Consider the following 12,716-nt stretch of genomic DNA (forward strand, 5'->3'; position numbering starts at 1 on the left):
GAATTCAGGACGTGCTCTCCGGGCTGCGTGAGGTGGAACAGGCTGGGCACAGGCCCCAGTAGATGACCTCGGCCTCGTCGATCACGTAGCCGTGGTCCTCGGACGCGGTGAGGCAGGGCGCCGCCCCCGTCGCGCAGTCGACGTCGGCGACGGCGCCACAGGACCGGCAGGCGACGTGGTGGTGGTTGTCGCCCACGCGTCCCTCGTACCGGGCCGGGCTTCCGGCCGGCTCGATCTTGCGCACGAGCCCCGCCGCGGTGAGCGCGTTCAGGGCGTCGTACACGGCCTGCAGGGAAATGTGACCCACACGGTCACGCACCCGTTCGGCGATCGCCTCGACACCCAGGTGATCCCCGGCACGGACCACCTCGAGCAGTGCGACCCGGGCCGCGGTCACCCGCAGGCCCGCGCGGCGCAGCTCGTCGGCGGTGGTCGGAGTCGTCGGCGTCGCCATGGCTTGAACCTACCCCCATTAACCTGAACGATTCAAGTCTTTGATGTGTCAAATCTTGCGCACCGTTCAACCGGAGGGCGATGACGCCCCGGTACGCAACGGCAGCTCGCGCAGGCACGCGACGGCCACGGCGCCGAGCAGTGCCGTCGGGACGGCGACGAGGAAGACGGTGCTCATCGCGTCGGCGAAGGCGTGCACGACGACGTGCCGTACGGCGGGCGCGAGCCCACGGATCGCCTCGGGCGTGCCCAGATCGACGGTACCGGTGAGCTTCACGCGGCTCGCGGCCAGCAGCCGGGTCATCTCGTCGTGCACCCGGTTGGTGAGGATCGCGCCGAACGCGGCGACGCCGACCGCGCCGCCCAGGCTGCGGAAGAAGCCGACGCCCGAGGTGGCGACCGCCATGTCCCGGTGCTCCACGGCGTTCTGCGCGGCGAGCAGCAGGATGGGCATGCTCATCCCGAACCCGGTGCCGACCACCGCGGCGTCCAGCCCGATGGCCACCTCGCTCGAGCCCACCTCGAGGCGGGACAGCAGCGCCAGCCCGGCCGCCACGAGCAGCAGCCCGACGACCGGGTAGACCTTCCACCGCCCGTACCGGCTGACCAGGCGGCCGCAGACGAGCGAGGACAGCACGTGGGACAGCACCATCGGGAGGGTCATCAGCCCCGAGGCCATCGGCGTCATGCCCTTGACGATCTGCAGGTACTGCGGGAGGTAGATCATCATCGCGAACAGCGCGATGCCGAGCAGGTGCGAGGCGACGCTGGTGAGCACGAAGGTGCGGTCGCGGAACAGCCGCGGAGGCAGGATCGGGTCGGCGGCCCGGCGCTCGGCGAGCACGGCGGCGACGGCGAGCACCGCGCTCAGCGCGAACAGGCCGAAGGTCCACGGGGAGTCCCAGGCGAACTCGTGCCCGCCGAGGGAGAGCACGAGCATGAGGCTCGCGGCCGCGCCGGTGATGGTGAACGCGCCCCACCAGTCGATCCGGGCGTCCCGCCTGACGTACGGCAGGCGCAGCTTGCGCTGCACCACGAGGAACGCGGCGACCGCGAACGGCACGGCGAGGTAGAAGCACCACCGCCAGCCGAGCCCCTGGGTGTCGACGAGCACGCCGCCGAGCAGCGGCCCGGCGATCGTGGAGACGCCGAACACCGAGCCGACGTACCCGTTGTAGCGGCCGCGCTCCCGCGGCTCGACCACGTCGCCGAGGATCACCTGGACCAGCGCCATGATCCCGCCGCCGCCCACCCCCTGCACGGCACGGGCCGCGATCAGCATGCCCATGCTCTGCGACATGCCGGCGGCGACCGAGGAGAGGGCGAACAGCACGAGGGCGAGCTGGAACATGCGCTTGCGCCCGAACAGGTCCGACAGCTTGCCCCACAGCGGCACCGACACCGTCATGGTGAGCAGGTTCGCCGCGGCCACCCAGGAGAGCTGCTCCTGCCCGCCGAGCTCACCGACGATGGTGGGGAGCGCGGTGCCCACCACCGACGTGGACAGCATGGAGGTGAGCATCGCGACCAGGAGTCCCGAGAGGATCTGCATGATCTCCCGGTGGGTGTAGCCGCGCCGCTGCGGGCTCGGGGTCTGCGGGACGTCCGATCGGATGCCAGTCTCAGTCACCAAGCGCCCCTTTTGTGTGCACCGTACAGCTTTTGGCTAGTATACGGTTGTTTACTTCGCTGCCAGGGGGCCGGGGCGCACTACAGTGCTCAGGGAAACGATCAGGACATCCGGCGAGCGCCGGGTGTGAGGGGACGACGGCCACATGGACACCCAGCCCACCACGGCCCGCACCGCGAACCGGCCGTGCCGGGACCGCGAGGCGACCACGCGCCGCATCCTCGAGGCGGCCACCCGGCTGTTCGCCGAGCACGGCTACGACCACGTCACGGTGCGCATGATCGCCAACGAGGCGGGCGCGAACGTGGCCCTGGTCAACCGCTACTTCGGCAGCAAGGCGAACCTGTTCGCCGAGGTGATCGCCGCGCGCTCCCAGCTCGAGTCGGTGATCGAGGGCGACGTGGAGGGCCTGCCCGCCCGGCTCGCGGCGTTCGTGGCGCGCCGGATCGCCGCGGAGACCACCGACCCGGTGGCGCGGATGATCGACCGGGCCGGCGGCAGCCCGGAGATCCGCTCGGTGCTGCGCCGCCGGGTGGAGAGCGCGATCCTCGGGCCGGTCACCGAGAAGCTGGACGGCCCGCACGCGCGGGAGCGCGCCGCGCTCGCCACCGCGATCTTCCTCGGCGGCGGGTCGCTGCGCCGTACCCTCGGGCAGGAGACGGCCCGGGAGCTCGACCTGGCCGAGCTGGAGCGCCGCCTCACCGCCCTGTACACCCAGTGCCTCGCCCCCTGACCCGACCCGGCGGGCCAGAGGGCGTGACGCGGGTCCGGGCTCAGGAGGCGAGCTCGCGCACCCGCTCGATGAGGCGCACCCGCTCGGCGTGGGTGTTCGCCATCGGGGTGACGTTGAGCACGGTGACGCCCGCCTCGCGCATCGCGGCGATGCGCTCGCGCACCAGCCCCTCCGGGCCGACGAGCGAGGTCAGCTCGAGCAGCTCGCGGGGCACGAGCGCGGCCGCCTCGTCCTTCCTCCCGGCCAGGTAGAGGTCCTGGATCCGCTCGGCCTCCTTCTCGTAGCCGTACCGGCGGGCGAGGTCGTTGTAGAAGTTCCTGCCCTTCGCGCCCATGCCGCCGATGTAGAGGGCGAGCATGGGCCGGGCGAGCTCCACCATGTCGCCGACGTCGTCGCCGATCGCGAGCATCGCCTGCACCACGATGTCGAGCTCGCCGAGCGCGGGGTCGCGCCTGGCCCTGCCCGCGGCGAGGGCGTCGCCCCACACCTCGCGGGACTTCTCCGGCACGAAGAAGATCGGGATCCAGCCCTCGGCGATCTCCGCGGCGAGCTCGACGTTCTTCGGGCCGATCGCGGCGATGAAGATCGGGATGCGGTCGCGCACCGGGTGGTTGATGAGCTTGAGCGGCTTGCCCAGCCCGGTGCCCTGGTCCGGCGGCAGCGGCAGGGTGTAGTACCGGCCCTCGTGCACCAGCCGCTCGCGCCGCCACACCTTGCGGCAGATCTCCACCACCTCACGGGTACGGCCCAGCGGCGCGGTGTACGGCACGCCGTGGAAGCCCTCGATCACCTGCGGCCCGGAGGCGCCGATGCCGAGCACGAACCGGCCGTCCGAGACGTAGTCGAGCCCGGCCGCGGTCATCGCGAGCAGCGCCGGGGTGCGCGAGTAGATGGGCAGGATGCCCGAGGCGATCTGCATGCGCTCGGTCTTGGCGGCGATGTAGCCGAGCTGGCTGACCGCGTCGAAGCTGTACAGCTCGGCCACGAACACGATCTCCAGGCCCGCCTTCTCGAAGTCGGCGAGCTCCGCCACGGTCTGCTTGAAGCCGCCCGTGTAGTTCAGGGTCATCCCGATGCGCATGCGCCCGCACTCCTCCCGGCCCAGCTACGGAACAAAGTTCTACTCGGGACAGCGTAACGGCTCGCGCGCCGGGCACCAAGCCGCGGGCCATGCCGGGCTCAGGCGCCGGGCGCGGTCCGCCCGGCGAGGCGGGCGAGGTCCTCGGCGGTGTCGATGTCGGCCGGGTCGGCGACGTCGTCGCAGGGCACCTCGGTCACCAGGGCGGCGTGCCGGCGCAGGAACGGCCGCGCGCCCACGTCCCCCACGGCGAGTTCGGCGACCTCGGCGAAGTGCTCGCGGGCGATCAGCACCGGGTTGCGCCGCCGCCCGCCGTACGTGGCGACGGCGACCGTGGCCCCGGACCGCCGGGCCGCGACCAGGCGGCGCACCGCCTCGGGCCCGACCAGTGGCTGGTCGGCGAGGGCGACCACCACGGCCTCGGCCCGCGCGGGCAGCGCGGCGAGCCCGGCCCGCAGCGACGAGCCCATGCCGGTGGCCCAGTCCGGGTTGTGCACGGTGAGCGCGCCGGGCACCGGCACGTCGGCCGCGCCGAGCACGACCACCACCGGGTCGCACCCGCCCTCGCGCAGCGTGCGCGCGCCGCGCACGGCGAGCGGCTCGCCGTCGAGCTCGAGCAGCGCCTTGGGCGTGCCCAGCCGGCTGCCCGAGCCCGCGGCGAGCAGCAGTCCCGCCACCGCCGGCACCGCGCCGCCCGCGGCGGGCCCGTCAGCGCGCACCGGCGCCGTGCCCCGGCGTCGGGTCGTCCTTGTGGATGCGCCCCTCGGTGAAGGTGAGCGGCCGGCCCGAGCCGCCCCAGCGCATCTGGATCAGCTCGGCCGCGATCGACACCGCGGTCTCCTCGGGGGTGCGGGCGCCGAGGTCGAGGCCGATCGGGGAGCGCAGCCGGGAGAGCTCCTCCTCCGACAGGCCCGCCTCGCGCAGCCGGGCCATGCGGTCCTCGTGGGTGCGCCGCGACCCCATCGCGCCCACGTACCCGGCGTCGGTGCGCAGCGCCACCTCCAGCAGCGGCACGTCGAACTTGGGGTCGTGGGTGAGCACGCAGATCACGGTGCGCTCGTCCACGTGGGTCTCCACGAGGTAGTCGTGCGGCCACTTCACGATCACCTCGTCGGCCTCGGGGAAGCGCTTCTTGGTGGCGAACACCGGCCGGGCGTCGCAGACCACGACGTGGTAGCCGAGGAACTTGCCGATCCGCGCCACGGCCGCGGCGAAGTCGATCGCGCCGAACACGAGCATGCGCGGCGGCGGGGCGAACGAGTGCACGAACACCTCGAGCTCGTCGAGGCGGCGCTCCCCCGCCGCGCCGTACCGGCGGGTGCCGGTCAGGCCCTGGGCGAGCATGCCGCGCACGTCGTCGTCGACGGCCTGGTCGAGCCGCGCGGAGCCGAGCGACCCGGACGAGCGGTCCGGCCACACCACCCGGCGCGCGCCCACCCGGCCCCTGCCGGACACGATGGTGGCGATCGCCACCGGCTCGTGCTTGGCGATCGACGCGTTGATCTCGCCCAGCTCGGGGAAGCTCTCCCGGTCGACGCGCTCCACGAAGATGTCGATGATGCCGCCGCAGGTGAGGCCGACGGCGAAGGCGTCGTCGTCGGACACCCCGTACCGCTGGAGCACCGGCTCGCCCGAGGCGGCGACCTGCTGGGCGAGCTCGTAGACCGCCCCCTCCACGCAGCCGCCGGAGACGCTGCCCACGGCCTCGTCCCCGAGCACCGCCATGGCCGCGCCGGGCTGCCGGGGCGCGCTGCGGAAGGTGTTGACCACGGTGGCCAGGCCGAACGTCTCCCCAGCCTCCCACCAGCGGGTGATCTGCGAAAGCACGTCACGCATGGGACCCTCCAGTCGTACTGCGTCACCGCTGACTCACCGCTGGGTCACCGTCGGGTCGCCACGGGGGCCCGCGGTCCGCCGGTCACGCTATGTGTCGCACAGGTGGCCAGGGCGAATAAATCAAGAGTAGGCGAGCTTGTGGCGATTAGCGCGTTTTGCCGGATTGCTTCCCGGCGAGCAGCGCGGCGAGATCCTCGAACGCGGCGAGGCTGTGCCCGGCGACGAAGTCGTCGATGTACGGCAGGGCCGCCTGCATGCCGCCGGTGAGCGGCTGGTAGCCCTCGCTGCCCTTGTGGGGGTTGACCCACACCACCCGGTGGGCGAGCCGGGACAGGCGGGCCATCTGCGATCCGAGCAGCGACGGGTCGCCGCGCTCCCACCCGTCCGAGGCGATCACGGCGATCGCGCCGCGGGCGTACGAGCCATGGCGGGCGAGGAACTCCTTCAGCTCCTCGCCGAGCCGGGTGCCGCCGCTCCAGTCGGGGATCGCCGCGGACACCTCGCGCATCGCGGTGGCGGGGTCGCGGTGCCGCAGCTCCTCGGTGATCCGGGTGAGCCGGGTGCCCACGCTGAACACCTCGGTGGCGCGCGGCTCGCGGCGGACCAGCGCGTGGGCGAACCGCAGCAGCGTGTCGGCGTACGGCGCCATCGAGCCGCTCACGTCGACGAGCAGCACCACCCGGCGCGGCCGGGTGCGGTGGGTGCGCCGCCGCAGCCGCGCGGGCTCGCCGCCGCGCCGCAGGGTGTCGCGGACGGTGCGGCGGGGGTCGATGCGGCCGCGCTGCGCCGGGGTGAACCGGCGCGAGCGGCGGCGCTGCCGGGCCGCCTCGAGCAGCGCGAGCATGCGGTGGATCTCGTCGCGCTCGGCCGCGGTCATCCGGGCCACGTCGCGGTGCCGGAGGATCTCCACGCGGCTCGCGGTCATCGGGACCACGTCGCCGTCGCCCTCCTGCCCGCCCTCCCCGTCGTCGCCGAGGCTCACCACGTGGCGGGTGACGGTGACCACGGCGGGCTGCCGGACGGGCAGCGCCCGCTCCCCGCCGAAGTAGGCGGCGAAGCAGCGGTCGTACCGGGGGATGTCGTCGGGGCCGGAGCACAGGGTGAACCGGCCGGCCCAGTAGACGTCCATCGGCCGGGTGACGTCGAGCCGGGCGAGCGCCTCGACCATGTTCTGGGTGCGCTCGCGGTCGGCGGCGACCCCGGCGGCGCGCAGCGTGCGGGCGAAGCCGGTGATCGTCGCGTACAGGCGCTCGTCGACCGGACGGTCGTCCGCCTCCGCACGCCCCCGCTCGTCCGGCGGCGTGGGCGGCGGGGTGTCCGCCGGCGGGTGGGACGCGGCGTGCGAGGAGACGCCCGCCAGGATCCGGTCGAGGGCGGCGCGGGCGGCGGCCGCCGGATCGGGGTACCCGTGCTCAGGCCGGCCGGACATCGTCGAGCAGCCCGTTGCGCAGCACCGTCTCCTGGTCCTCCCGGTACTTCAGCAGCGCGCCGAGGGAGGCGGCGGCGAGGGCGGGGTCGAGGTCCCGGGCGCCGAGGGTGAGCAGGGCCTCGGTCCAGTCGAGGGTCTCCGCGATGCCGGGCGGCTTGACCAGGTCGGCCTCGCGCAGCCGCGCGGTGGCGCGGGCGACCTGGGCGGCGAGCGTCTCGCCGCACTCGGGCAGCCGCTTGCGCAGGATCGCCACCTCGCGCTCGAAGGACGGGTGCTCGAGCCAGTGGTAGAGGCAGCGGCGCTTGAGCGCGTCGTGCACCTCCCGGGTGCGGTTGGAGGTGATCACCACGACCGGGGGGCGCTCGGCGCGCACGGTGCCGAGCTCGGGGATGGAGATCTGGAAGTCGCTCAGCACCTCCAGGAGGAACGCCTCGAACTCGTCGTCGGCGCGGTCCACCTCGTCGACGAGCAGCACGCTCGGCCAGGTCTCCAGGGCGCGCAGCAGCGGCCGGGCGATCAGGTAGCGGCGGTCGTACAGCTCGCCCTCGAGCCGCTCGGCGTCGTGCACGCCGGCGGCCTCGGCCGCCTTGAGGTGGAGGAGCTGGCGGGGGAAGTCCCAGTCGTACAGCGCCTGCGCGGCGTCCAGGCCCTCGTAGCACTGCAGGCGGATGAGCGGCGCGTCGAGCACGGTCGCGAGCGTCTTGGCGAGCTCGGTCTTCCCCACGCCCGCCTCGCCCTCGAGGAACAGGGGGCGGCCCATGCGCAGTGCCAGGAAGCACGCGGTCGCCAGGCCCTCGTCGGCCAGGTAACCGTGCTTCTCAAGCACATTCGCCAACATTTCGGGCGATTCAGGTTCAAACATCGTTTCCTGCCGCAACACGCCTAAAAGGGTACGCAGCCTACCGAGGCTCCGGCGCCTCGCCGTACTGCCTGATCAACGCGCGGAGCTCGGCGACCGCCCGGTAGGCGCGTTCCTTCTCCGAGCCCTGGATGCCCATGACCCCGATGCTGGAGCCGTCGGCGAGGTCGAGCCGGGGCCAGGGATCGCCCACCTCCATCGACACGCCGATCAGCTGGGCCCACTCGTACCGGCGCACCCGGAAGGCGTTCACCAGCGTCACGCCCCGCTCGTCGGCCTCGACCCGGGTACGGCCCAGCATGTGCAGCAGCCAGGCGAGCCCGCAGGCGAACGCGACCACGCCGATCCGGTCCGGGATCTTGAAGCGTTCGGGCAGCACGATCGCGAAGGCCACGGCGCCCGCCACGAGCAGCGCCGCGACCGTGTAGGCGACCGCGCGGGACCGGCGCGGCACCCAGGTGACCGGCAGCGGCGGGGCCGCCGCCTCGGACGGCCCCCCGCTCATCGGGCCAGACTCCGCAGCAGCAGCGCGGCCTCCAGGGCGGCGAGGGTCGCCTCGTACCCCTTGTCCTCGCGGCTGCCGGGCAGCCCTGCGCGGTCGATCGCCTGGTCGAGGGTGTCGCAGGTGAGCACCCCGTTGCCCACCGGCGTCGACTCGTCGAGGGCGACCCGGGTGAGGCCCGAGGTCACCGACTCGCACACGTAGTCGAAGTGCGCGGTCTCGCCGCGGATCACCACGCCGAGCGCGACCACCGCGTCGAACCGCCGGGCGAGGGCCTGGGCCACCACCGGGATCTCCAGCGAGCCCGCCACGCGCACGGTCACCGCGCGCGCCCCGCAGTCCGCCGCCGCCTGCTCCGCCCTGGCCACGAGCTGGTCGGTGACCTTCTCGTGCCAGCGGGCACCGACGATGCCCAGGCTCAGGCCACGCGCGTCCACCGTGCCGATCTCCGGCCTGCCGATGCCGCTCACCGAGCGCCCTCCACGTCCACCGTCTCCCGAATTCCGTGCCGGGCCTCCGGCACCGCGCCCAGCCCGGCCGGGATGTCGTGGCCGAGCCGATCACGCTTGGCGGCAAGATAGCGCAGGTTGTACGGGTTGGCCGCCACCGGCATGGCCTCCCGGCCGAGCACCTTGACCCCGTACCCGTCCAGGCCGCGCGCCTTCGCCGGGTTGTTGGTGAGCAGCCGCACCGAGCGGATGCCCAGATCGGCGAGGATCTGCCCGGCGTTGGAGAACTCCCGCGCGTCCACCGGCAGGCCGAGCTCGACGTTCGCGTCCACGGTGTCGCTGCCGTTGTCCTGCAGCGCGTAGGCGCGCAGCTTCGCGGTCAGGCCGATGCCCCGGCCCTCGTGGCCGCGCAGGTAGACGATGACGCCGCGGCCCTCGGCGGCGATCGCCCGCATCGCGTTGTCGAGCTGCACCCCGCAGTCGCAGCGCAGCGAGCCGAGCACGTCGCCGGTGAGGCACTCGGAGTGCACCCGGACCAGCACGTTCTCCGCGCCGGTGCCGACCACGTCGTCGCCGTAGACGAGCGCCACGTGCTCGCCGTCGTCGAGCGCGCTCACGTACCCGTAGGCCCGCCACATGCCGTACTTGTTCGGCAGCCGGGTCTCCGCGGCCCTGGTGACCAGCCGCTCGGCGCGGCGGCGGTAGTCGATGAGCTGCTCGATCGAGACGAGCGCGAGGTCGTGCTCGTCGGCGAACTCGCGCAGCCGCGGCAGCCGGGCCATGGTGCCGTCGTCGTTCACCACCTCGGCGAGCACCCCGGCGGGGGTGAGGCCGGCGAGGCGGGCGAGGTCGACCGCGGCCTCGGTGTGGCCGGGCCGTACCAGCACGCCGCCCTCCCGGTAGCGCAGCGGGAAGATGTGGCCGGGGCGCACCAGCTCGTCCGGCTCGGTGTCCGGGTCGGCGAGCAGCCGGATGGTCCGCGCCCGGTCGGCGGCGGAGATGCCGGTGGTGACGCCGTCCCGGGCGTCCACGCTGATCGTGTAGGCGGTGCGCATGCGGTCCTGGTTCTGCCGGACCATGAGCGGCAGCTCCAGCCGGTCGAGGTCCGCGCCGAGCATCGGCACGCAGATCACGCCGCTGGTGTGGCGGATGGTGAAGGCCAGCAGCTCGGGCGTGGCCTTCTCCGCGGCGAAGATGATGTCGCCCTCGTTCTCCCGGTTCTCGTCGTCGACCACGACCACCGGGCGGCCCTCGCGGATGTCGGCGATCGCCCGGTCGATCGGGTCGAGGGTGATGGTCCCGTTCCGGCTCATCGCCCGGCCTCCCTCGCGTGCGCCCCTGCGTAGGCGGCCACCTGCTTCTCGACGTACTTGGCGATGACGTCGACCTCGAGGTTGACCGGGTCGCCCGGGCGCCTGGCGCCGAGCGTGGTGAGCTCGAGCGTGGCCGGGATGAGGGCCACGGTGAAGGATTCGGCGTCGACCGCCGCCACGGTGAGGCTCACCCCGTCCACCGCGATCGAGCCCTTCTCCACCACGTAGCGGGCGAGCGCGGGCGGCAGCGAGAACCGCATGCGCTCCCCGTGGTCGCCCGGTGTGCGGTCGAGCACGGCCGCGGTGCCGTCCACGTGTCCCTGCACGATGTGCCCGCCGAGCCGCTGGTCGGCGCGGACCGCGCGCTCCAGGTTGACCCGCGCGCCGGCGTCCTTGCCGCCGAGCGTGCTGCGGGCGAGGGTCTCGGCGACGACGTCCACGGTGAACACCTCGCCGTCGAGGCCGACCACGGTGAGGCAGACCCCGTCGACCGCGATCGAGTCGCCGTGCCGGGTGCCTTCGGTGACGGTCTTGCCGCGGATCTCGAGCCGCGCCCCGTCACCGGCGGGCTCGACACGCACGATCTCGCCGATCTCCTCGACGATTCCGGTGAACATCCCGGTCAGTCCTCTCGCCGGGCGCCGGGGAAACGCCGGGCGCGGGGGGAACGCGACCGGGGGGAAGATGGGGAACCGATCACCGGGGGCCTCCTACTCGCCAGAACCGCTCTGCCACGGCGAGCCCCGGGGACCGGGCGGCGCAGGACGCGCACCGATCATGTTCGACGGGACGCCCGTCCCGCCGTGCGCGCTACCTCCCATCCGGACTTTTACCGTCGGTCCCGGAGTTCCACCGGGTCAACCGGCCGATGGCTTCGGCCGGGTCGCGGACTTTCACCGCCGGTTCGGAGTTCCACCGACCCCGGAGCACGCAGTGTCGCCCTTGTAGTGTGCCATGTCCGGGGGCGTGACGCGCAGAGTGGCCCCTCCGGGGTGCCGCAGGTCGGAACCCCGGCCGCCGGGATCGTCCCCGTCGCGGCGCCGTCACCGGCCGCGCCCGTCAATTACGGTTTATCGCCCGGGCGGTCACTTAGGATGAGGATTGCCGCCGCCGGGAACCTTATTGTCCCGATCACGTCGGGATTGTGTCACAAAACCGTGAACAACCAGGGAACAGGCTATTCACATTTTTGCGGAGTTGTCTTCCCTGGTCAACGGGTTATCCGGACACAAGCTGGTTGACTTTGAACAACGAAGTGACGAAGAAACCGGGTTCGCCTTCGATGTGGTTGACCCGCGGAAAATAAGTTGTCAGGGTGCCAGCAGGTCGGACTTTTGGCCGATCTTTCACGTAACACCCGGGAGCCCCTGCACGATGACGTTCCCCACTCCGGCCACCTCGGCCGGCCCGGCGGACCCGGTGGATCCGGTGGATCCGGCCACGACGCCACGCGACCCGGACCGGGACGTGGCGGGGCTTTCCCCCGGCCGGCTCATGTGGCGGCGCTTCCGCCGTGACCGGACCGGCGTGGTCGCCGCGATCATCGTCGCCTGTTACCTGCTCGTGGCCGCGGCCGCCCCACTTATATCGCTTTTGTACGGTAAAGACCCATATACGACGTATGGGCTTGACCGACCGGGTCTGCTCAACGAGTACGGCTTCCCGATCCTCCCCAACGGCGGGATCAGCCCGGAATTCTGGTTCGGCATAGAACCTGGCCTCGGCCGCGACGTGTTCATGCAGCTGGTGTACGGTATCCGCACCTCGCTGGCGATCGCGCTCGCGGCGACGCTCGGCTCCACGCTGATCGGCATCGTGATCGGCGTCGTGGCGGGCTACTTCGGCGGGCGCACGGACTACTTCCTCGGCCGGGTGATCGACGTGACCCTGTCGTTCCCGTCGACGCTGTTCATCATCGCGTTCACCCCGGTGGTGGAGAACCTCTTCGTCGGCCCCGACGAGGAGACCCCGGTCTGGCTACGCGCGCTCACGCTGATCATCGTGCTCACCGCGTTCAGCTGGGCGGCGATCGCCCGGCTGCTGCGCGGCCAGGTGCTCTCGCTGCGCGAGCGGGAGTTCGTCGAGGCCGCGCGGGTCACCGGCGCCTCGCCCGCGCGGATCATCTTCAAGGAGCTGCTCCCCAACCTGTGGACCCCGATCCTCGTCCAGGCCACGCTCATGCTCCCCGCCCTGGTCACCGCCGAGGCCGCCCTCTCCTTCCTGGGCGTCGGCATGATCGAGCCCGTCCCGGACTGGGGCCGCATGTTCCTGCGCGGGACCGAGGTCTACCAGGACGACATCACATACCTGATGTTCCCCGGCGTGGCGTTGCTGATCTTCGTCATCGCGTTCAACCTGCTCGGTGACTCGGTCAGGGACGCCTTCGACCCCAGAATCCGGCGCTGACGGCGCCCTCGGCACGGCTACGCCCCAC

13 protein-coding genes and 1 riboswitch are annotated in these 12,716 nt (G+C 72.5%); of the genes, 2 read left to right on the forward strand and 11 right to left on the reverse strand.

Annotated elements, in window-relative coordinates:
• Positions 1 to 4 precede the first annotated feature (4 nt).
• Both FHX40_RS13675 and FHX40_RS13680 read right to left on the reverse strand, forming a co-directional pair.
• Positions 5 to 454: a Fur family transcriptional regulator gene (locus FHX40_RS13675; RefSeq protein WP_142259969.1), complete on the reverse strand. Its 450-nt coding sequence runs from the start codon at positions 452 to 454 to the stop codon at positions 5 to 7.
• Between the two features lie 66 nt (positions 455 to 520).
• Complete coding sequence (locus FHX40_RS13680) at positions 521 to 2,083, reverse strand: MDR family MFS transporter (protein ID WP_229788298.1); 1,563 nt, start codon at positions 2,081 to 2,083, stop codon at positions 521 to 523.
• 145 nt (positions 2,084 to 2,228) lie between these two features.
• On the opposite strand from FHX40_RS13680, the gene FHX40_RS13685 reads away from it, so the two are divergent.
• A complete protein-coding gene (locus FHX40_RS13685) occupies positions 2,229 to 2,816 on the forward strand; it encodes a TetR/AcrR family transcriptional regulator (RefSeq protein ID WP_142259970.1) in 588 nt (195 codons plus the stop codon).
• 40 nt (positions 2,817 to 2,856) lie between these two features.
• On the opposite strand, the gene FHX40_RS13690 is transcribed toward FHX40_RS13685, so the two are convergent.
• The 9 genes from FHX40_RS13690 to FHX40_RS13730 form a co-directional block, all read right to left on the reverse strand.
• On the reverse strand, positions 2,857 to 3,897 hold the full coding sequence (locus FHX40_RS13690) for an LLM class F420-dependent oxidoreductase (RefSeq protein WP_142259971.1): 1,041 nt from the start codon (positions 3,895 to 3,897) through the stop codon (positions 2,857 to 2,859).
• A 98-nt stretch (positions 3,898 to 3,995) separates the two neighbouring features.
• The gene (locus tag FHX40_RS13695; RefSeq protein ID WP_142261772.1) at positions 3,996 to 4,571 is read right to left on the reverse strand and encodes a nucleotidyltransferase family protein; all 576 of its coding nucleotides are present in this window, start codon (positions 4,569 to 4,571) and stop codon (positions 3,996 to 3,998) included.
• A gap of 31 nt (positions 4,572 to 4,602) precedes the next feature.
• Positions 4,603 to 5,730 carry an XdhC family protein gene (locus FHX40_RS13700; RefSeq protein ID WP_142259972.1) on the reverse strand — a complete coding sequence of 376 codons (1,128 nt, stop codon included), beginning with the start codon at positions 5,728 to 5,730 and terminating at the stop codon, positions 4,603 to 4,605.
• 145 nt (positions 5,731 to 5,875) lie between these two features.
• A complete protein-coding gene (locus FHX40_RS13705; protein ID WP_142259973.1) occupies positions 5,876 to 7,159 on the reverse strand; it encodes a vWA domain-containing protein in 1,284 nt (427 codons plus the stop codon).
• Positions 7,143 to 7,985, reverse strand: a complete 843-nt coding sequence (locus tag FHX40_RS13710) for an AAA family ATPase (RefSeq protein WP_425329287.1) — start codon at positions 7,983 to 7,985, stop codon at positions 7,143 to 7,145. Before FHX40_RS13710 ends, FHX40_RS13705 begins: the two co-directional genes overlap by 17 nt.
• Positions 7,986 to 8,058: 73 nt before the next feature.
• Positions 8,059 to 8,523 carry a PH domain-containing protein gene (locus tag FHX40_RS13715; protein WP_142259975.1) on the reverse strand — a complete coding sequence of 155 codons (465 nt, stop codon included), beginning with the start codon at positions 8,521 to 8,523 and terminating at the stop codon, positions 8,059 to 8,061.
• Positions 8,520 to 8,990: a 6,7-dimethyl-8-ribityllumazine synthase gene (gene ribH, locus FHX40_RS13720; protein ID WP_142259976.1), complete on the reverse strand. Its 471-nt coding sequence runs from the start codon at positions 8,988 to 8,990 to the stop codon at positions 8,520 to 8,522. The genes FHX40_RS13715 and ribH overlap by 4 nt, the downstream gene beginning before the upstream one ends.
• On the reverse strand, positions 8,987 to 10,282 hold the full coding sequence (locus FHX40_RS13725; RefSeq protein ID WP_142259977.1) for a bifunctional 3,4-dihydroxy-2-butanone-4-phosphate synthase/GTP cyclohydrolase II: 1,296 nt from the start codon (positions 10,280 to 10,282) through the stop codon (positions 8,987 to 8,989). Before FHX40_RS13725 ends, ribH begins: the two co-directional genes overlap by 4 nt.
• Complete coding sequence (locus FHX40_RS13730) at positions 10,279 to 10,899, reverse strand: riboflavin synthase (protein WP_142259978.1); 621 nt, start codon at positions 10,897 to 10,899, stop codon at positions 10,279 to 10,281. The genes FHX40_RS13725 and FHX40_RS13730 overlap by 4 nt, the downstream gene beginning before the upstream one ends.
• 186 nt (positions 10,900 to 11,085) lie before the next feature.
• Positions 11,086 to 11,216, reverse strand: a riboswitch (FMN riboswitch).
• A gap of 440 nt (positions 11,217 to 11,656) precedes the next feature.
• Between FHX40_RS13730 and FHX40_RS13735 the strand changes: the two genes are divergently transcribed.
• Positions 11,657 to 12,688: an ABC transporter permease gene (locus FHX40_RS13735; RefSeq protein WP_142259979.1), complete on the forward strand. Its 1,032-nt coding sequence runs from the start codon at positions 11,657 to 11,659 to the stop codon at positions 12,686 to 12,688.
• Positions 12,689 to 12,716 lie beyond the last annotated feature (28 nt).

The organism is Thermopolyspora flexuosa, assembly GCF_006716785.1.
Taxonomy (GTDB): domain Bacteria; phylum Actinomycetota; class Actinomycetes; order Streptosporangiales; family Streptosporangiaceae; genus Thermopolyspora; species Thermopolyspora flexuosa.